At 67.6% G+C, this 18,669-nt stretch carries 16 protein-coding genes; 7 read left to right on the top strand and 9 right to left on the bottom strand.

The window, feature by feature from the left end:
• Position 1 precedes the first annotated feature (1 nt).
• Positions 2-2,935: a diguanylate cyclase gene (locus ASD82_RS15425; RefSeq protein WP_235580739.1), complete on the top strand. Its 2,934-nt coding sequence runs from the start codon at positions 2-4 to the stop codon at positions 2,933-2,935.
• 3 nt (positions 2,936-2,938) lie between these two features.
• Here ASD82_RS15425 and ASD82_RS15430 read toward each other — a convergent pair whose 3' ends face one another.
• Positions 2,939-3,868, bottom strand: coding sequence for a DMT family transporter (locus ASD82_RS15430; RefSeq protein WP_056718692.1), 930 nt, complete (start codon positions 3,866-3,868; stop codon positions 2,939-2,941).
• Between the two features lie 171 nt (positions 3,869-4,039).
• On the opposite strand from ASD82_RS15430, the gene ASD82_RS15435 reads away from it, so the two are divergent.
• Entirely contained in the window at positions 4,040-4,834 is a 795-nt protein-coding gene (locus tag ASD82_RS15435; RefSeq protein ID WP_056718693.1) for a DUF4349 domain-containing protein, read from the top strand.
• Between the two features lie 41 nt (positions 4,835-4,875).
• On the opposite strand, the gene ASD82_RS15440 is transcribed toward ASD82_RS15435, so the two are convergent.
• Together ASD82_RS15440 and ASD82_RS15445 are read right to left on the bottom strand one after the other, a co-directional pair.
• The gene (locus ASD82_RS15440; RefSeq protein ID WP_056718694.1) at positions 4,876-7,038 is read right to left on the bottom strand and encodes an AsmA family protein; all 2,163 of its coding nucleotides are present in this window, start codon (positions 7,036-7,038) and stop codon (positions 4,876-4,878) included.
• Between the two features lie 128 nt (positions 7,039-7,166).
• The gene (locus ASD82_RS15445; protein ID WP_056718695.1) at positions 7,167-8,102 is read right to left on the bottom strand and encodes a peptidylprolyl isomerase; all 936 of its coding nucleotides are present in this window, start codon (positions 8,100-8,102) and stop codon (positions 7,167-7,169) included.
• Positions 8,103-8,252: 150 nt separating this feature from the next.
• Here ASD82_RS15445 and ASD82_RS15450 point away from each other — a divergent pair, with 150 nt between their 5' ends.
• Both ASD82_RS15450 and ASD82_RS15455 read left to right on the top strand, forming a co-directional pair.
• Positions 8,253-8,618 (top strand): PadR family transcriptional regulator, encoded by a 366-nt coding sequence (locus ASD82_RS15450; protein WP_056718696.1) that lies wholly within the window; start codon positions 8,253-8,255, stop codon positions 8,616-8,618.
• The gene (locus ASD82_RS15455) at positions 8,615-9,538 is read left to right on the top strand and encodes a sensor domain-containing protein (protein ID WP_056718697.1); all 924 of its coding nucleotides are present in this window, start codon (positions 8,615-8,617) and stop codon (positions 9,536-9,538) included. Before ASD82_RS15450 ends, ASD82_RS15455 begins: the two co-directional genes overlap by 4 nt.
• 15 nt (positions 9,539-9,553) lie before the next feature.
• On the opposite strand, the gene ASD82_RS15460 is transcribed toward ASD82_RS15455, so the two are convergent.
• The 3 genes from ASD82_RS15460 to ASD82_RS15470 all read right to left on the bottom strand — a co-directional run bounded on the left by ASD82_RS15460 (position 9,554) and on the right by ASD82_RS15470 (position 12,741).
• Positions 9,554-10,756, bottom strand: coding sequence for a DUF1501 domain-containing protein (locus ASD82_RS15460; protein ID WP_056719131.1), 1,203 nt, complete (start codon positions 10,754-10,756; stop codon positions 9,554-9,556).
• Between the two features lie 18 nt (positions 10,757-10,774).
• Positions 10,775-12,355: a DUF1800 domain-containing protein gene (locus ASD82_RS15465; protein WP_082585390.1), complete on the bottom strand. Its 1,581-nt coding sequence runs from the start codon at positions 12,353-12,355 to the stop codon at positions 10,775-10,777.
• A 98-nt stretch (positions 12,356-12,453) separates the two neighbouring features.
• Positions 12,454-12,741: a hypothetical protein gene (locus ASD82_RS15470; protein ID WP_056718698.1), complete on the bottom strand. Its 288-nt coding sequence runs from the start codon at positions 12,739-12,741 to the stop codon at positions 12,454-12,456.
• Positions 12,742-12,878: 137 nt separating this feature from the next.
• On the opposite strand from ASD82_RS15470, the gene ASD82_RS15475 reads away from it, so the two are divergent.
• A complete protein-coding gene (locus ASD82_RS15475) occupies positions 12,879-13,487 on the top strand; it encodes a class I SAM-dependent methyltransferase (protein ID WP_056718699.1) in 609 nt (202 codons plus the stop codon).
• A 24-nt stretch (positions 13,488-13,511) separates the two neighbouring features.
• Here the strand turns inward: ASD82_RS15475 and nth are convergent, their stop codons facing one another.
• Together nth and ASD82_RS15485 are read right to left on the bottom strand one after the other, a co-directional pair.
• The gene (gene nth / locus ASD82_RS15480) at positions 13,512-14,147 is read right to left on the bottom strand and encodes an endonuclease III (protein WP_056718700.1); all 636 of its coding nucleotides are present in this window, start codon (positions 14,145-14,147) and stop codon (positions 13,512-13,514) included.
• Positions 14,144-14,764 carry an RnfABCDGE type electron transport complex subunit B gene (locus ASD82_RS15485; RefSeq protein ID WP_056718701.1) on the bottom strand — a complete coding sequence of 207 codons (621 nt, stop codon included), beginning with the start codon at positions 14,762-14,764 and terminating at the stop codon, positions 14,144-14,146. The genes nth and ASD82_RS15485 overlap by 4 nt, the downstream gene beginning before the upstream one ends.
• Positions 14,765-14,832: 68 nt before the next feature.
• On the opposite strand from ASD82_RS15485, the gene ASD82_RS15490 reads away from it, so the two are divergent.
• Positions 14,833-15,123, top strand: a complete 291-nt coding sequence (locus ASD82_RS15490; protein ID WP_056718702.1) for a hypothetical protein — start codon at positions 14,833-14,835, stop codon at positions 15,121-15,123.
• 61 nt (positions 15,124-15,184) lie between these two features.
• Here ASD82_RS15490 and metG read toward each other — a convergent pair whose 3' ends face one another.
• Positions 15,185-17,284, bottom strand: coding sequence for a methionine--tRNA ligase (gene metG, locus ASD82_RS15495; RefSeq protein WP_056718703.1), 2,100 nt, complete (start codon positions 17,282-17,284; stop codon positions 15,185-15,187).
• A 209-nt stretch (positions 17,285-17,493) separates the two neighbouring features.
• Between metG and ASD82_RS15500 the strand changes: the two genes are divergently transcribed.
• On the top strand, positions 17,494-18,651 hold the full coding sequence (locus tag ASD82_RS15500; RefSeq protein WP_235580740.1) for an MFS transporter: 1,158 nt from the start codon (positions 17,494-17,496) through the stop codon (positions 18,649-18,651).
• The last annotated feature ends 18 nt before the right edge of the window (positions 18,652-18,669 follow it).

An 18,669-nucleotide genomic window follows, 5' to 3' on the forward strand; every position in this document is an offset into this window, starting at 1 on the left:
GATGCGACGGAGACGGACCTCACCGGGGTGGAGCCAGCGCTGCGTGCTGCTGCTGATGGCCGCGCTGCTGTCGCTGTTCGGCCTGTCCGCGTCGGCCCAGCAGCATTCGCTGACCACCTACGACCGCAAGTCGGGCCTGGAAAGCCAGGCCATCAACGTGCTGCTGCAGGACCGGCGCGGCTTCGTCTGGGCCGGCACCGAGATGGGCCTGTACCGCTTCGACGGCGGCAGCTTCGAGCGCATGGGTGCGGCGCAGGGCTTTGCCCGGGGCGAGTACGTCACCGCGATGGTGCAGAACCCGCGCATCGACCTGTTGTGGGTGGCCACCCAGTCCGGTCTGCGCGTCGGCGACGGCCTGCACTTCAGCAAGGTGGAGCCGGCGGGACAACCGCTGGTGGTCGACGTGGGCCGGCAGATGGTCGCGCTGGATGACGGACGGCTGCTGCTGGTGAAGAACGACCGGCTGATGGTGCTTTCCGGTGGTCGTGGCGGCCACGACTGGCAGTTGCGGCCGATGTTCGACGAGGCGCAGCTCGCCGCCGTGCCGCAGCTGCGCCGGATCACCGTGATCCACGCCACGCCCGGACGCCTGTGGATCGGTTGCGATGGCTCGTTGTGCAGTGTCGATGACGCGGGCAAGGTGACAGTGCACGGAGAGGCCGAGGGCGTGCCCCGCGACAGCTGGACGGGCCTGTTGCTGGACAGCCACGGCAGCCTGTGGCTGCGCGGCGTGCATCACCTGCGCACGCTGCCGGCGGGCGCCACCCGCTTCGTTCCGCGCGACCTGCCGGCGGGGGACATGGGCGTGGTGAGCGACAACGAAATCCTGGTGGAGGATGCGCAAGGGCACGTGCTGACGCCGACCAATCGCGGCCTGGCGCGCTGGGAGGGTGCGGGCTGGACCTTGATGGACAGCACCAACGGCCTGCCCGACATCGAGATCACCGCACTGCTGTTCGACCGCCAGGGCACGCTCTGGCTGGGAACCTACGGGCGCGGCATCTCGCGCTGGAACGGCTACGGACTGGTCGAGGGCTGGGGCCGCAGGCAGGGTTTCGACAGCGTGCCGAACTGGTCGATCCTGCGCTTCGATGCGCAGCACATCTGGTTCGCCAATGAGCTCGGCGGCAGCGTGCTGGCCGACGGCCAGACCCGCCTGCAGCCGTGGCCGATCCGCTTCGATCCGGCGCCGCGACAGATCCTCAGCCTTGCCCGCGCCAATGACGGCGCGATCTGGGCCGGCCTGTACGACCGCCGCGTGCTGCGCTACGACCCGGCCAGCCAACGCACCACGCTGGCGGCCGAACTGCCCGCATTCGTGAAGTTCCTGCATTTCGATCAGCAGGACCGGCTGTGGATCGCCACCGTCAACGGCATCTACCGCATCGATCACGTCGACGCGCCGGCCGTGCGCGTTCCGGCGACGCAGACCACCGACCAGCAGTGCTCGGACATCGCCGAGGCCGCCGACGGAACCTTGTGGTTTGCCTGCAACGCCGGACTGCTGCGCTTTGCCGGCGGGCAGTGGACGCGCATGGACACCGGCAGCACGAGCATCGCCTCGGGCTTCAGCGCGGTGGCGGTGGGCACCGATGGCAGCCTGTGGCTGGGCGCGAACGAGCCCGGGTTGTTCCACGCCGCGGTGAGCGGCAGCCGGCTGTCGCTCACGCGCATCGTCGACACCTGGCTGGACAACACCCTGGTGTACTTCGTGCGCCGCGACCATCGGGGCTGGATCTGGGTGGGCGGCAGCGGCGGCGTGGACGTGTACGACGGCGCGCGCTGGACGCACTTGTCGCAAGCCGATGGCCTGCTGTGGGACGAGACCAGCCAGAACGGATTCTTCGAGGATCGCGATGGCTCGATCTGGATCGCCACGGCGATCGGCGCCAGCCACATCCTGCAGCCGCAGGCCATGCTGGCCTATCAGCCCGGCAAGGTCCTGATCACCTCGGTGATGCAGGGATCGGCGCCGGTGAAGTCCGGCGACAGCATCCGTCTCGGCGGCCGGCACGCCGCGTTGACCGTGCACTACGCGCTGCTGGGGAAATCCTCGGGCGGACAGCCGCGTTATCGGTATCGACTGCAGGATTCGGAGTGGATCGAAACCGGCGCGAACGTGATCAATCTCGCCGGCCTGCCGTCCGGCGACTACCGCCTCGAGATCGAGGCGATCGACGACGACCACCGGACCGTCTCGCCGCCGGCCCAATTCGATTTCGGCGTGCCGCCGCCGTGGTGGCTGAGCTGGTGGGTCGGCCTGCTGGCGGTCTCGCTGCTGGCTTTGCTGATGGCGCTCAGCTGGCGCTGGCGTTCGCGCCGCCTGCGTCGGCACAACCGCCGGCTGGAAGCGATGGTCGCCGATCGCACTGTCGAGCTCACCGAGGAGAAGCGCGAGCTGGAACGGGCCCGCGCCGAGCTGTATCACCAGGCCACCCATGACAGCCTCACCGGCATGCACAACCGGCGGGCAATCCTCGACCAGCTGGCGGCGCTGCTGGAACCGGGCCAGCGTCCGCTGCCCGGGCTCGCCGTGGGGCTGATCGATGCGGATCACTTCAAGCGCATCAACGACACCCTGGGCCACCAGGCTGGCGACGCCGCGTTGCTGGCGATCGCCCGTCACCTGCAGTTGCACGTGCGCGGTGACGACCGGCTGGGACGCTACGGTGGCGAGGAGATCCTGCTGCTGTTGCCCGGCATCGATCGCCCGCATGCCGAGCAGCGCATGCGCGACATCCAGACGGCGGTGAGCGCGGTGCCGCACCACTGGAACGGGCATGCGTTTGCGGTGACGCTCAGCATCGGCATGGTCTGGATCGGCGCCGAGGCGACTTCGGTCGAGGACCTGATCCGGCGCGCCGATGCGGCGCTGTACCAGGCCAAGAGCGGCGGTCGCGATCGCGTCGTGGTCGAGGCAGCGGGTGCCGACTGACGGTCAGTCGATGATGTTGTGGCTTTCGGTGGTACCCAGCAGCTCGGCCTGTTCCGGCATGCGCCGGCGCCGATGCAGCAGCGGGTGCATGAACACCGCGGCCAGGATCACCGCCACGCCGGCGTAGAACCACTGATCCAGCTCGCGCTGCTCGCCCAGCAGCACGATCGCCAGCACGATCGCGTAGACCGGTTCCAGGTTGGTCACCATCTGCGTGCCGAACGCGCTCATGTGGCGCAACGCCACCAGCGCCAGCGCAAACGGCAGCAGGGTGCAGCCGAACGACAGCGCCAGCAACAGCAGCGCGTCATGCAGGCCCGGCAGCACGAAGGCCGGCCCGACGTGCGGCAGCAGTGGCGCCAGCAGGGCGAGGAACACGGTGCCGGTGCCCAGCTCGATGAAGGTCACCGTGAGCGGATCGCCATGTTCGACCAGGCGCTTGTTGAGTGAACCGAAGAACGCCACGAACAGCGCCGACAACACGCCCACGGCGATGCCCAGGCGCATGTCGTGGGGTACGCCGCCCACCACCATCACCACGCCCGGCACCACCGCCACGCCGATCAGCAGTTCGCGGGCATCGAACCTGCGTCGGGCGATCCATGGTTCGATGAAAGCCAGGAACACCGGGCCCAGCGCGATGCAGGTGGCACCGACCGAGGCGTTCGAAAGCTTGATCGCCGCGTAGAAACTCAGCCAGTGCAGCGACACCAGCACGCCGATGCCTGCGTACGCCCAGATCAGCCGCGCAGGCATCACACGCAAGCCGCGCCAGACCCGCGGCACCAGCAGCAGCGCCAGCGTGACCAGGGCCATCCGCCACAGCACCAGCGGCAGGGCCGGCAAGGTGATCAGCTTGCCCAGGATCGCGGTGAAGCCCCACAGCAACACGCAGAAGTGAATCTGCAGACGGGCCTGGCTGACGGGTTGCATGGGTATTCGCAGGGAAGGGCGGTGCGACATTCTAGCGTCCGCATCGGGGCAGGCGGATTCTCACAAGGCGCGTGCAATGACCGGTTTGGCCGGGCCTGTCGCTGCATCGTGGTTTGAGTTTGCCTGCGGCTGTGGCAGATTGCCCGGACTGTCCTGCGCCGGGGGAATCGCATGTCACGTAACCGTTGTGCCTGGATGGCGCTGTTGCTGCTGGGAGTGCTGCAGGTTCTCGCCGGATGCTCGAAGAAGCAGGAAGTCTCGCCGGCACCGATCAGCGGGGCAAAGTCGAAGGCCGGCGCGATGCTGGCGTATGAGCACGTGCTGCGGATCAGGCTGCCCGGCGCCGAGATCGCCGGTCGCCTGGCGGCGGCCCGGCAGGCCTGTGAGACGGCCCGCTTCGGCGCCTGCAATGTGTTGCGCATCGAGCAGGCCGAACACGATGCCGAACTTGTCGTGCGGATCGTTCCGGACGGCGTCGAGCCGATGGCGAAGCTGGCCGCGCAGGGCGGCACGGTCGGATTCCGGCAGACCACGGCGGAGGATCTCGCCGATGCCGTCAACGACAACCAGCGTCAGCGCGAACTGCTCGAGAAGCATGGACAGCACCTGGCGGATCTGGCGGCACGCAAGGACATCGCCGTTGCCGATCTGATTGCGCTCAGCCACGAGCAGGCTTCGGTAGAGAGCCAACTGCAATCGCTGCAGGCGGTGGCCGCCAACCAACAGCGCCGGCTGGATACCAATCGGCTCGAACTGCATTTCCGCGATGCCGGCACCTACTCGCGCAGCGGGCGTATCGGCGATGGTTTTTCCAGCCTGCTCGACGAAGCCACCGAGGGCGTGACCGATGCCCTGGGCTTGCTGGGCTATGGCCTGCCATTCCTGCTGCTGGCCTTCCCGCTGGCGCTGCTGTGGCGTCGGTTGTGGCGGCGGTTTACCCGCCGCGGATCAACGCAGGAGCGTTGACGAGGCGTCGCCTGGCCATTGGCGCCTGGCTGCCGCAGCGCTTACTTCTTCGCCGCCGGCTTGCCCGCTGGCATCATCTTGCCCGAGCTGCGCAACTGCTGCAGCACGGTGCGGCAGGTGTTCTCGCCGTCGTCGTCATGGCTGGGCGCGACCAGCGCGAGCAGGGCGGCAGCCGGCGCCGCGACCACGCTCAACGCCACCGCGCCGGCGCCGCGGGCGATCAGCGGGCCGGGATGCACGCCGACGTTGGGGTTCTTCAGCGTGCCGTTGACGTACAGCGGCGAGCGCAGCGAGAACACGCGGAAGCCCTTGGTGTGGGGCGTCACGTCCAGGTCGAGTTTCTCGCTGGCCAGGTTCACCGTGCCGGTCACGTTGATCACCGCGTCGTCGGTGTCGAACACGAACAGGCGCATGTCGAACAGTCCGTCGCTGGCGGCCATGTCGGTGGCCGCGCAGTTGATCTCCACGGTCTTGTCGCCGAACAGCTTGCCGATGACGATGTTGCCCACGTTGAGGCCGGCGGTTTCCAGCAGGTTCTTGCTGATCGCGCCGTCGTTCATCAGCAGCTTCAGTTCGCCGTCCGCGCTGCCGAGCAGGGCGGCGATGGAATTGCCCTGGGCGCTGAGGTCGGCGTCGCCGTTGATCTCGCCGAAGCTGGTGTGCATCGGCTCGAAGGTGGGAAACAATTGCTTGAGCTTGAGATGGCGCGCGTTGAGTTTCAGCAGGCCGCGCATCGGCGTGCGGCTGCCGTCCAGCGTGATGTTGCTGCGCACCTTGCCGCCGGCCACGCCGAAGCTGAGCGGGTCCAGGTAGAGCGCGCCGTTGTTCATCACCAGGTGGGTGGCCAGCGAGTCGATCGGCAGTGCCTCGCCATGCACGATGCGCTCGCTGCTGAAGCTCACGTCGGCGTCCATCGCCTGCCAGCGTTCGGTGCGGAACGGTGCGACCGGCAGCAGTTTGTCGGCCGGCTGGGCGGGGCGATCATCGGCGGGCGCGGCCTTCGAGCTGCCGCCGATCAGCGGCGCGAGGTCGGCGAACTGCAGCAGTTTCGAGTGCAGCTTGCCGGTGAGTTTGGGGCGCTTGCCGCCGGTGACGAACAACAGGTCGCCAGACAGGTCGCTGCCGCCGACCCGACCGCGGAAATCCTGGTAGTGATAGCGGCTGCCCTTGGAGTGCAACTCTGCACTGAGATGACCCTCGGTCGCGTACGGCGGGGTGTCCGGCAGGGTGACGCTGGTGAGCGGATACAGCTTGGCCATGCTGGAGCCGGAGAACCACAGCTGCACGTCCAGCGCGCCCAAGTGCAGCGGATCGGTCAGGGTGCCGACCAGCGCGATGTGCGTGTCGCCCAGGTTCACGTCGGCCTGCAGGGGGAACGGCCGACCGGCGTCCTGCAGGGCGAGCATGGCGCCGGTCTTGCCGCGGCCCTTCAGCGGATTGCCCTGGTAGCTGCCCTCGGCGGTCCAGCCGAACTGGTAGGTGATCGCGCTGTCTGGCCGGTGTTGCCTGTCGGCGGCTGCGTTGTTTGCGCTGTCCGGCAAAGCCTTGTTCGTGCTCTCGGGCAAAGCCTTGCCCACGGCCTTGCTGGCTTGCTCGCGGGCGTCAGCGGTCTGCTGCGCCACGATCTGGTCGTAGGGAATCGCTCCCTGCAGCGGTTCGATGGTGGCCTTGAGCCGGGTGCGACTCGGCGCGTCGTCCAGGCTCAGCTGGCCTCGGTCGAAGCCGACCGTGCCCACGTCCAGCGTCCAGCTCGACGGTTGGTCGTTCCGGGGAAAACTGAAGTCCCAGCTGGCGCGGCCCTGCTTGTCGCGCTCCAGGTCCACGCTGGGCTTCACGAGTTGCAGCGACGGCACCTCGATGCGATGGGCGATCAGCGGCAGCGGCGAAAGCCTGAAGCGCAGCGCCTGCAGTCGGGCGAACTGCGGTTGCTGTGCCCACGGGGGATTGGCGATGCTGATGTCGCGTGCGGTGAACTCGGGCCACGGCAGCAGCGAGGCCAGCCAGCTGCCGTTGCGGTCGCGCCGCCAGTCGACGGTGAGGTCGCCGTTGATCGCGAATGGCCGTCCGATCGCCTTGCTCACCTTGTCGCTGATGAACGGACGCATCCGGTTCCAGTCGAAGGTGGCGATCACCACGACCAGGATCAGCAGCACCGCCAGCACGACTCCCACGATCCATGCGAGGACTTTGCGGCTGCGCTTCATGCTGGTCTCCTGTCACGGGGTCGCGAAGTCCATGCATAGCCCCCCGCGTGACAAGATTTCGTGGTGAAGTCCCTGCTGGCGTCAGCGGGGATTCATCCCCGCAGCGGCCGCGGATGCGCCCGCCCGGTTCAGTGCACCGGTTTGGCGTCGCGCACCGGCACGGTGAGGCTGCACAGGCCGACCTTGCCCACCGGCTCGGGATAGAACGCATTGTGGCCCTGGCGGCTGGCATCGATCAGGGCCGCGAAGCTGGCGCTGTCGGTGCGCAGCACCTCGATCGCCGGGCGCTCCGGCGCCGGCATGTCGGCGGCCAGGCGCACCGACTCGATGCGGGTACGGCGGGCGGGATCGGCATAGAAGCCCATCGGCTCGGGCCCGCGCGGCAGGCCGGACAGCAGGGGCATGCCTTCCAGCACGCGGCCGGCGACGGCGAGGTTGTGATCCAGTTTGCGCGCCTGGCCGATCACCGCGTATAGCGAGCTGCCGCTGCCGCTGTCCGGCGCCACGTCGCGCGCCACGCCGACCGTGCCATAGCAATGCGCCACCCACTCCTTGCCGCTGGCCGGATCGCGGCCCACCGGGAAGCCCCCGCTGAAACCGACTTCGGGTGCGTAGACATCGCCATCCGGCAGTGGCGTCCACGGCTGCTTCGCAGCGATCGCGCGGCTGAACTCCGGCGGCAGGGTCTTGCTGGCCTTGCCCAGCGAACGGATCTTGTCCTTGTCGCCGTTCTCGTCATCGTTCGGATCGCCCCACTGGGTGACGAAGTTGTCCTGCACGCGGATGATCGCCAGCCCGTCGAAGTAATGCTGGCGCACCAGGGTGCGAATGTTCGCCGCATGCAGCGGGGTGAAATCCTGGGCCAGCTCGATCACCACGCGACCCGTCGGCAGCTGCATCACCAGCAGGTTCTGCGGATCGGGCCTGCGCCATTCGGCCGGCGCGGATTTCGCCAGGATTTCCTTGGTCGTCGGCGTGGGCTTGCCCTGCTCGGCGGCGAGGGCCGGCAACGCGGTCAGACTGCTGGCCAGCGCGAGACCGGCGATGAGATGGCGACGATGCATGGCATTCCCCTTGGGTGACCGATAGGCGAGGGCTGCAACTTAGCAGAGTGCCGCGACCAGTTGATCGCAGGCATGACTTCAGGCCCATGTACTAGTGTCAAGTTAATACTATGATTCACCTCAGTCTAAGCGGCAGTGCGGGTGAGCGGGATGGACGACAGCGTCAGCCAGTTGAAGAAGTTCCAGAAGGAGCTTTCCAGCGGCACCGTGTCGCTGGTGCTGCTGGCCGTGTTGGGGCAGTCGCGCCAGCCGATGTACGGCTACCAGATCGCCAAGCGGCTGGAAGAGGTGGGCGAGGGCGTGCTGGCCGGCAAGCAGAGCGCGCTGTATCCGGTGCTGCGCAATCTCGAAGCCGCCGGCCTGCTGGGCAGCGAAGTCGAGCCGTCCGTCAGCGGGCCGCCGCGCCGCTATTACCGCATCACCAAGCCGGGGCGCGAAGTCCTGCGCGAGTGGATCGCCGCGTGGAACGCCACCCGCGATTCCGTCGATAACGTCTTGCAAGGAGGGGTGTCATGAACGCGCCACGCAGCATCGCCGAGTATCTTGAACAACTGCGCGCCGCCCTGCGTGGCGCGGACCCCGCCCTGATCCAGGATGCGTTGTACGACGCCGAGGAACACCTGCGTTCGGAACTGGCCGAGCAACCCGAACGCGGCGAAGCGGCAATGCTGGAGCACGTGGTGGGCAGCTACGGCGCGCCGGACGAGGTGGCCGAGATCTATCGTGATCAGGAAATCCGCATCCAGCGCGCACTGCGTCCGCCGCCGCTGCCGAAGCGGCGTTCGCTGGCGGGGCGCTTCTTCGGCGTGGCGGCCGATCCGCGCACCTACGGCGCGCTGTTCTACATGCTGCTGTCGCTGGCCACGGGCATCTTCTACTTCACGTGGGCCGTCACCGGACTGTCGCTGTCGGCAGGTCTGTCGGTGCTGATCATCGGCTTGCCGTTCATCGTGCTGTTCTTCGGCAGCGTGCGCGTGCTGTCGCTGGTCGAGGGGCGCATCGTGGAGGCGATGCTGGGCATGCGCATGCCGCGGCGGCCGGTGTACCCCACCCAGGGCATGAGTCTGATGCGGCGCATCGGTCGCATGTTCACCGACGTGCACACCTGGACCACGCTCTGCTACATGTGGCTGATGCTGCCGCTTGGCATCGTGTATTTCACGCTCGCGGTGACCTTGCTCAGCGTATCCGTCGCCTTCATCGGCGCGCCGTTGGCGATGATGTTCCACAACGACTGGATGCCCGGGCTGTACGTGAACCACCAGGTTCTCGTGGACTGGGGCTTCGGCGCGCACGCGCCGGGTTGGGCCGACGCGATCGCGATGTGCGTGATCGGCATCGTGCTGCTGTTCGCCACCCTGCATCTGGCACGCGGCCTGGGCCGGCTGCACGGCTACATCGCCAAGCACATGCTGGTGCCGCGCACGGCCGACTGAACGCGCGAACTTCGCTCAGACCAGTTGCAGGTCGCGCGGCCGTGCCTGCGGGAAGACGCTCTGCAACTGCTTGTTCGACAGCTCCCAGGTTCGCGCCAGCAAGCCGCCGAGGACGTCGCGGTAGTTGTTGAGCACCGGGTAGTCGCGGTTCTGCAGCAGGCCGGCGGCGTTCACCGCCGCCTGTTCGCCGGCGATGCGGCCACCGTTGACCTTGCCGCCCAGCACCCAGTGCACGGTGCCGTGGCCATGGTCGGTGCCCTTGTCGCCATTCTCGCGGAAGGTGCGGCCGAACTCGGACAGCACCACCACGGTGGTGTTGTTCCATTCGTCACCAAGCGCCTCGGCATAGGCGGCCAGGCCTTCGCCCAGGTTGCGCAGGTTGTTGGCCAGGCCGCCGCTGACGCTGCCCTGGTTGACGTGGGTGTCCCAGCCGCCGACGTCGACGAAGCCGAGCCGGTACTGGTCGCGCATCAGGGTGGCGATGCGCCGTGTCTCGGTGGCGAAACTGCGGGCGCTGGGCGCGCCGCCGCTGGCCTTGACCATCTCGTTGCGCAAATCCTCGGAGATCGACGCCGGCAGCGCGAGCCCGTCGGCGGTGGCGGCAGCCAGCGGCGTGCCCTTGTACATGTTGCCGAGGATCGCCGACTGCCGCGCATTGAAGCGGGCCTTCGGACCGGCCTTCATCGAGATGTTGGGGATGTCCTTGCCGGCGCCCTGGAAACTCAGCGGCAGGTTTTTGGTGAAGGCGATCGCTGGCACGCCGCTGAGCTGGCCGGACAATCGCGCCAGGAAGCCCGAACGGAAACTGCCCCGGTGCGCGGTGGGCTGGCCCGACTCGATATTGTTCTGGGTCTCGAAGTGGCTGCGCGACAGGTCGTCGGTGCCGGCGAACGGCACAAAGGCGAGCTGCTTGCGCTGCCACAGCGGCAGCAGCGATTCGCGCAAGACCGGATTCAGTCCCCACTGCGCATCCAGCGCGATCGCGCTGGCGGGATTGGCGGGGTCCGGCCTGGCGATCGCCAGGGTGGGGCGTGATTCGTAATAGAAATCGCTGGCGTACGGCACCAGCAGGTTGTTGCAGTCGTAGCCGCCGCGCAGGAACACCAGCAGGAAACGCGGCGTGTTGGCTGGCGCGGCGAACAGGCTGCCGCTGAAGGACAGGGCGGGCAGGGCCGCCGCGGCGGAGACGGCGGCCAGCAGGAATTGACGACGGTTCATCATGGTTTTGCGGAAACCTCAGCGGTAATTGAAATCCGGCGACGACAGCAGGTAGGTATTCCATTCCGCTGCCGAAGCCGCCTTGCCCAGGGCCGCCCGGGTGGTTTGCGACAGACGCGGTTCGACCACGGCGCGGTAGAGCGGCGAGTCCAGCGCGGGCACGGCCGGGCGTGCCCGCGGCGTGGCCGGGTCCGGCTCGTCGGTGATGAACAGCTTGTTGCGGCCACTGCCGATCGCGCGGGCCACTTCGAATCGGGTCGCCATCTGGCCCGAGCCCGACCAGCTGGCGCTGTCCAGCGGCCAGCCGTCGGGCGTGACCCGGCCGAACACCGGCTCGCCCATCTGGTTGAGCCAGTTGACCAGCGGCTGCGCGTTGCTGATCGGCTGGCCGTCGTAGGCAAGCTTCATCGCGGAAACCAGGAAACGGGTGGGGTCCTTGAACTTCCTCGCCTCGCCGTCGGTCAGCTCCGGCGAATCGAACATCGTGCGCAGTACCGCGGCGATGTCGCCGTCGCTGCGCTGGAAGGTTTTCGCCATCGCTTCGATCAGGGCCGGTGGCGGCTGGTCGGCCACGAAATACTCGGCCAGCTGGCGCGAGACGAAACGGGCGCAGGCCGGCTGCCGGGTGATCAGGTCCACCGCCTGCTCGATCTCGCGATAGCCGCTGCCGCGGATGCGCTGGCCGAGCAGGATCTTGTCGCTGAAGTCGTGCCGGTCCGGATTGAACACGAACAGGCCGTCGCGCACGAAGCCTGGCCGCGTGCGGCCGAAGCGGCCGGCTCGGCGTGGTTCCGCCGGTGCGATGCCCGCGCCGGTAAGGATCAGCGCCAGTTGCTGCACGTCCTGCTGGGTGTAGCCGGAGCCGACGCCCAGAGCGTGCAGCTCCATCAGTTCGCGGGCGTAGTTCTCGTTGGTCTTGCCCTTCACGTTCTTCGCGTTGTCGAGGTATTCCAGCATCGCCGGGCTTTTCAGCGTGGCCAGCAGCAGGTCACGGAACTTGCCCAGTGCATGCGGCCGGATCAGGTGTTCCTCATAGTCGGCCGCGACCAGGCGCACGCGGCCCTTGGCGCCGTACACGCTGAAGTGGTTGAGCCAGAACCATACGACCTGCTCCTTCAACGGGTTGCTGCCGTAGATCGCATGCAGCAGTTCGGCCTGTTGCGCCTGCTGGACCAGTTCGCGAGCCTGCTTTTGCAGGTTCTTCTTCGCGGCGACCCTGGCGTCGCCCTCAGGCATCGACTTCAGCTGGCGCCGCGCTTCGGTCGCCTCGGCCAATAGCTCTTCCGGCGACGTGCTGATTGCGGGGTAGCTGGCGATCAGGTTGGCGATGGCCGGCGGCAGCGTGTCGTTGCGGCCGGCCAGTTGCGCATCGAGCCAGCGCTGGCGGCCGAGCTGGCGGTAGCTGGCCAGGCTGGCCGAGTCGATGCCGAAAGTTGCCCGCTGCAGCCATTGCACGTCGGACGGAGCCAGCGGTCGGCCCGCGGAGTCCGGCGCATGCGCCGAGGCGGCGACAGACAGCAGCAGGGCCGCGGTGAACGGGAGCAGACGGCGATGGAGCCTGCCGTGCCGAGCTTCAAACCGGGCGGTAGAGGGTTGCATGGCGGAACCTTGGCTGGGAGGCGCTGCGCGTCACGGCACCACAGAAGGCTTCAACGCCGCGCCCGCCCAACGGATGACACGGGCGTGGTTCCTGCCGTTCAGAACTCGTCCACGAACTCGATGCCGGCGGCCGCTTCCCCGGCCGCCTCCTCGGCGCGGGCGCGCACGTCGTCCGCGACGTCGTCGTCGGGCGTGTCCACTTCGATGCGATAGATGTGGCCCTCATTGTCGCTGACCGAGTCGCTGGAGCTGGAGTCGTCGCGCATCCCGGAGACCAGGTCGTCGATTTCCTCGACGTGCTCGATGCGGTCGAGGCCGTGCAGGGTCGCGATGACGGCATCGGCGTCGGCGCGGCTGCCGATCAGGCGGAAGCGGACCATGGGCATGGGATTCTCCTCGGGGCGGCGATGGAAGCTGGCGGCGATGCTGGCATCGGCAGCGCATGCAGAAAGTGATGCCGCATCCGGATCGGCGGGTCGGGCGGGATACCATGGACGCTGCCCACGTTTGCCCGGACCTCTGCATGACCAAGACCTACGACCGCGCCTATTTCGACAAGTGGTACCGCGACCCGCGACATTCCGTGGCGTCGGCGGCCGAACTGCGGCGCAAGGTGGCGATGGTGGTGGCGCAGGCCGAGTATTACCTGGGGCGTCCGATCCGCAACGTGCTCGACGTGGGCTGCGGCGAGGCGACCTGGCGCGCGCCGCTGCGCGCGTTGCGGCCGGGGATCACCTACCGCGGCCTGGACGCCAGCGAGTACGTGGTGGCGCGCTACGGCCGCAGCCGCAACATCGGCCTGGCCCGCTTCGGCCAGCTGGAATGCCTGCGCTTCGACGAGCGTTTCGACCTGGTCGTGTGCACCGACGTGCTGCACTACCTGAAGCCGGCGGAAATCCGCGCCGGCCTGCAAGGCATCGGCGAGATGCTCGAAGGCGTGGCCTTCCTCGAAGTGTTCACCAGTCGCGACGACGTGGCCGGCGACCACCAGGGTTTCGTCTCGCGCGCGCCGGCCTGGTACTTGCGGGAGTTCGGCGAAGTCGGCCTGCTGCCATGCGGCTCGCACTGCTATCTGGGGCCGCGGCTGGAACGGCACATCGCGGCGCTGGAGCGGGCGCAGTTGGCGGGGTGACGAGCAGGGAGCGGGGCTCCTCCCTCACTCCACCGTCTTGTCCTTGTACCGACATAAATCCCGAATCACGCAGTGCGGACAATCGGGCTTGCGCGCCTTGCACACGTAGCGGCCATGCAGGATCAGCCAGTGATGGGCGTCCTGCTTGAACTCCGCCGGCACCACTTTCTCCAGCTTGTCCTCGACCGCGCGCACGTCCTTGCCTGGCGCCAGGCCGGTACGGTTGGAGACGCGGAAGATGTGCGTGTCCACCGCGATGGTCGGCACGCCGAAGGCGGTGTTGAGCACCACGTTGGCGGTCTTGCGGCCCACGCCGGGCAGCGCTTCCAGCGCCTCGCGGGTGCGCGGCACCTCGCCGTCATGCTGCTCGATCAGCAGGCGGCACAGCGCAATCACGTTCTTCGCCTTGGCGTTGAACAGGCCGATGGTGCTGATGTAGCGCTTCAGCCCTTCCTCGCCCAGGGCCAGGATGGCTTGCGGCGTGTTCGCCACGGGGTAGAGTTTGCGGGTGGCCTTGTTGACGCCGACGTCGGTGGCCTGCGCCGACAACACCACCGCCACCAGCAGTTCGAACGGCGTGGTGTATGCCAGTTCGGTGGTGGGATGCGGGTCCAGTTCGCGCAACCGCGAGAACAGCTCGATCACCTCGGCGCGCTTCACGGTTTCGACTCCTGTTGCTTCGCCCTGGCACGGGCCAGCGCGGCCTGCACCGGGTTGACCGTTCCGGCCGCCGCTTCCACGGCAAGCTTGCGCGCCGCCAGTTCGGCCTCGCGTTCGGCGCGCTGGTGTTCGAGGCGCGATTCACGGCGCTGGAAGTGTTCGCGCGCCGCATCGGCATGGGCGACATCGATCTGCGCGGGCGGCATCGGTTCGAGCACGATGCAGTCGACCGGGCAGGCTGGCACGCACAGTTCGCAACCGGTGCAGTCGTCCGCCACCACGGTGTGCATCAGCTTCGAGGCGCCGATGATGGCGTCGACCGGGCAAGCCTGGATGCACTTGGTGCAGCCGATGCAGTCGGCCTCGACGATGCGCGCCAGCATGCGCGGATGTTCGATGCCGCAGTCGGAATCGAGTGGCAGTGCGGGGCGATCGAGCAGGGTGGCCAGTTTTTCGATGCCGGCGGTACCGCCTGGCGGGCACCGGTTGATCGGCGCCTGGTTGCGGGCGATCGCCTCCGCATACGGCCAGCAGCCGTGGTAGCCGCATTGCTCGCATTGGGTCTGCGGCAGCACGGCGTCGATGCGGTCGGCGAGAAGGGTGACGGGATCACTCATGCGCGATGGCGGGGCGGGCGATAATCGGCGCCCATTGTCCCGCAATTGCCGCCGGTTGGAGTGTTGCCATGAAATCGTCGTTTCTCGCCTCGTTGTTGCTTACCGCCGTGCTGGGTGCCGGTGGTGCGATCGTACTGACCCATGCCACCCCCGCGCAGGCGGCGTCGTCCGAAGTCCCGGGCGACACGGTGACCGTGTTCGTCGATGCCACCCTGGGTTTCCGCAAGAAGCACATGGCGAACCAGCTCACCAAGTCGCACGCCGACTACGCCGCGCGTGGCTACCGCTACGTGGACATGGCGCCGTACAACGAGAACGGCGACCTGGTCGGATTCTTCGTGACTTACACGAAGCAATAGCGGTTTTGGTCATTCGTTTGTAGGAGCGCACCCTGTGCGCTCCTACAATGGCGTGGTCGTGTCAGCGGACGGTGGCGCCGGGCTTAGCGCCCTGATCGGCGTCGAGCAGGAACAGGTCGCTGCCGCCGTCACCGGCGGACAGGATCATCCCTTCGGACAGGCCGAAGCGCATCTTGCGCGGCGCCAGGTTGGCGATGAACACCACGTTGCGGCCGACCAGCTTTTCCGGCTCGGCGTAGGCCGCGCGGATGCCGGAGAAGATCTGCCGCGTGCCCAGCGGGCCGGCGTCCAGTTCGAAGCGCAGCAGCTTGTCCGAGCCCTCGACGAATTCGCACGCGCTGACCTTGCCGATGCGCAGGTCGAGCCTGGCGAAGTCGTCGATGCCGATGGTGCCGGCGTCGGCGTTCTGCGACGCCGGATTCGGTGCGGCAGGCTTGGTGTCTTCGGTCATGGGCTTCTTCTTCGGGGTTTTGGGGGCTTCGGCAGGGGCGCCGAGTGAATCCTTCGACGATTCGATCATCGCCTCGATGAGCTTGGGATCGATGCGGCCCATCAGCGTCTCGAATGCTTCGATGGTGTGATTGTGCAGGCTGCTGCGGGCGTCGTCGAAGTCGACGATGGGTGCGGCCAGGAATTTCTCGGCAGCGCCGATCGTGGCCGGCAGGATCGGCTTCAGCATGCCGGCCAGCAGCCGGAACGCGCCCAGTGCAAACGAACAGACATGGTGCAGTGCTTCGCGCTGGGCCTCGTCCTTGGCCATCGCCCATGGCGCCTTGGCGGCGATGTGGCCGTTGACGATGTCGGCCATCAGCACGAAGCGGCGGGTGACTTCGGCGAACTCGCCGCTGTCGTAGAGTTCGGCGACGCCGTCGTAGTGCTCCAGCAGGCTGTTCCACAGGGCCGCTTCCTCGGCGCCGAACTGCGCGGCCAGGCGGCCGTCGAAGAACTTGTGGACGAAGCCGGCGGTGCGGCTGGCGATATTCACCCACTTGCCGACCAGGTGCGAATTGACCCGCTCTTCGAAGGCCTTCAGGTCGAGATCCACGTCGACCGGCGTCTCGTTGAGCATGCTGGCGAAGTAGTAGCGCAGGAACTCCGGATGCAGGCCCGAATCGAGATAGGTGCGCGCCTGGATGAAGGTGCCGCGCGACTTGGACATCTTCGCGCCGTTCACCGTCAGGTAGCCGTTCACGTGCAGCGCCGTGGGCGTGCGGAAGTTCGCGCCGTGCAGCATCGCGGGCCAGAACAGGCCGTGGAAGTTGATGATGTCCTTGCCGATGAAGTGATGCATCTCGGCGTTGCTGTCGGCGGCGAGGAAGTCGTCGAACTGCAGGTCGGTCCGGTCGCACAGCGCCTTGAAGCTGGCCAGGTAGCCGACCGGCGCGTCCAGCCACACGTAGAAGAACTTGCCCGGCGCGTCGGGGATCGGAAAGCCGAAATACGGCGCGTCGCGCGAGATGTCCCAGTCCTTCAGGCCGCCGTCCAGCCATTCGCGCAGCTTCGCGGCCACGCCGCTGTTGGCCACCGGTTTGCCGCCGGTGAATGCGCCGGCGAACCAGTCGCGCAGCAGGCCCTCGAACTTGCCCAGTTCGAAGAAGTAGTGCTCCGAGTCGCGCAGCACCGGGGTGGCGCCGGACATCACCGAATAGGGATTGATCAGGTCGGTCGGTGCGTAGGTGGCGCCGCAGTTCTCGCAGTTGTCGCCGTACTGGTCCGGTGTCTTGCAGACCGGGCAGGTGCCCTTGATGTAGCGGTCCGGCAGGAACATCTGCTTTTCCGGGTCGAACAGCTGCTGGATGCTGCGCCTGGCGATGCTGCCGGCGTCGCGCAGGCGCGTGTAGATCAGCGTCGCCAGTTCGCGGTTCTCGTCCGAATGGGTGGTGTGGTAGTGGTCGAACGCCACGCCGAAGGCGGCGAAGTCCGCCTCGTGGCCCTGGCGGATGCCTTCGATGTAGTTCTCCGGCGTCATGCCGGCCTTTTCTGCCGCCAGCATGATCGGCGTGCCGTGGGCGTCGTCGGCGCAGACATAGGCCACTTCGTTGCCGCTCATTCGCTGCGCTCGCACCCAGATGTCGGCCTGGATGTAGCCCAGCAGATGGCCCATGTGCAGCGGGCCATTGGCGTAGGGCAGGGCGTTGGTGACGAGCAGGCGACGACTCATGGTGGGCGGGCACTCCGGGATGACTGCGCATTATGCCATGCAGGTCCATCCCGATCGTGCGCCGACGCACGGGTCGCGGCGGGCCCGCCGTGCTCGTGGCGATGCCGGCGCGCGCCATCCGGTTGCCGGGACACGCATCGGTTGGCTTGCACGTTTTATCCTGTTCTTATACATTTGTGCACGTTTTGAACGCACTGGAAACCATCAGCGTGTCGAGAGAGTCCTTGCAGGCCGGGCAGCAGCGTCTGCCCGGCGCCATCCGCGCCACGCGCCTGATCTTCCTGGTGTCCGGTATCGGCATGGCCAGCTGGGCGCCGATGGTGCCGTACGTGAAGGCGCGGCTGGGGCTGGACGACGCGGCTCTGGGCCTGGTGCTGCTGGCTTTCGGCGGTGGCTCGATGCTGTCGATGCCGCTGGTCGGCGTGCTGACCCATCGTTACGGCAACCGCCGGGTGATCAGCGTGGCCGGGCTGCTGCTGTGCGTGGCGATTCCCGTGCTCGCGATCGTGCCGGATGTGCTGACGCTGGCCGTGACGCTGCTGTACTTCGGCGCGATGCTTGGCGCGGTGGATGTGGCGATGAATGCGCATGCGGTCGAGGTGGAGCGGCGCGACGGCCGCGCGTTGATGTCGGGCTTTCATGGGCTTTTCAGCGTCGGTGGCCTGGTCGGCGCCGCGCTGATGAGCGCCTTGCTGGCGCTCGGCCTGCCGCTGGTGGTCGGTGCCCTGGCGATCGCGCTGCTGCTGGTGCTGATCGTGCTCGGCCAACGCCGCAACCTGCTTGCCCGCGTGGGCGATGTGGCCAGGCAGACGGTGAAGTTCCGGCTGCCGCGCGGACTGGTGCTGCTGCTTGGCGTGTTGTGCTTCGTCAGTTTCCTGGCCGAGGGCGCCATGCTCGACTGGAGCGCGGTGCTGCTGCGTGACTTCCACGGCTTCTCCGCTGCATCCGCCGGCATCGGCTACGCGTGTTTCTCGGTGGCCATGGCTAGCGGTCGGCTGGTCGGCGACCGGGTCATCGCGCGGCTGGGTCCGGTGTGGACGGTGCGCGCCGGTGCCGGCGTGGCGGCGTTCGGGTTTCTTCTGGCTTCGATGGCGAACTGGCCGCCCGCTTCGTTGACCGGCTTCGTGCTGATCGGCTTGGGCGCTTCCAATATCGTGCCGCTGATGTTCAGTGCCGCGGGTCGCCTGTCGGGCCAGCCGCCGGCGATTTCGATCGCCACGGTGACTGCGCTGGGTTATGCCGGCCTGCTCAGCGGCCCGGCCTTGATCGGCTTCATGGCCCATGCCAGCAGTTTGCCGGCCGCGCTGGCCGTGGTCGCCGGCATGTTGATGCTGGTCGCCGCCTCGGCGCGGATCGTGCGGCGTTGAATGACAGCTACGCGAGGA

The sequence above is a fragment of the Rhodanobacter sp. Root179 genome, assembly GCF_001428465.1.
GTDB lineage: Bacteria > Pseudomonadota > Gammaproteobacteria > Xanthomonadales > Rhodanobacteraceae > Rhodanobacter.

Excerpts from the sequence above, each read along its gene's own strand:
- ASD82_RS15435 (WP_056718693.1), top strand. The coding sequence starts at position 4,040 with ATGTCACGTAACCGTTGTGCCTGGATGGCGCTGTTGCTGCTGGGAGTG.
- ASD82_RS15440 (WP_056718694.1), bottom strand. The coding sequence starts at position 7,038 with ATGAAGCGCAGCCGCAAAGTCCTCGCATGGATCGTGGGAGTCGTGCTG.
- ASD82_RS15465 (WP_082585390.1), bottom strand. The coding sequence starts at position 12,355 with ATGCAACCCTCTACCGCCCGGTTTGAAGCTCGGCACGGCAGGCTCCAT.
- ASD82_RS15460 (WP_056719131.1), bottom strand. The coding sequence starts at position 10,756 with ATGAACCGTCGTCAATTCCTGCTGGCCGCCGTCTCCGCCGCGGCGGCC.
- ASD82_RS15475 (WP_056718699.1), top strand. The coding sequence starts at position 12,879 with ATGACCAAGACCTACGACCGCGCCTATTTCGACAAGTGGTACCGCGAC.
- ASD82_RS15485 (WP_056718701.1), bottom strand. The coding sequence starts at position 14,764 with ATGAGTGATCCCGTCACCCTTCTCGCCGACCGCATCGACGCCGTGCTG.
- metG (WP_056718703.1), bottom strand. The coding sequence starts at position 17,284 with ATGAGTCGTCGCCTGCTCGTCACCAACGCCCTGCCCTACGCCAATGGC.
- ASD82_RS15490 (WP_056718702.1), top strand. The coding sequence starts at position 14,833 with ATGAAATCGTCGTTTCTCGCCTCGTTGTTGCTTACCGCCGTGCTGGGT.
- ASD82_RS15430 (WP_056718692.1), bottom strand. The coding sequence starts at position 3,868 with ATGCAACCCGTCAGCCAGGCCCGTCTGCAGATTCACTTCTGCGTGTTG.
- ASD82_RS15445 (WP_056718695.1), bottom strand. The coding sequence starts at position 8,102 with ATGCATCGTCGCCATCTCATCGCCGGTCTCGCGCTGGCCAGCAGTCTG.
- ASD82_RS15425 (WP_235580739.1), top strand. The coding sequence starts at position 2 with ATGCGACGGAGACGGACCTCACCGGGGTGGAGCCAGCGCTGCGTGCTG.
- ASD82_RS15450 (WP_056718696.1), top strand. The coding sequence starts at position 8,253 with ATGGACGACAGCGTCAGCCAGTTGAAGAAGTTCCAGAAGGAGCTTTCC.
- ASD82_RS15455 (WP_056718697.1), top strand. The coding sequence starts at position 8,615 with ATGAACGCGCCACGCAGCATCGCCGAGTATCTTGAACAACTGCGCGCC.
- ASD82_RS15470 (WP_056718698.1), bottom strand. The coding sequence starts at position 12,741 with ATGCCCATGGTCCGCTTCCGCCTGATCGGCAGCCGCGCCGACGCCGAT.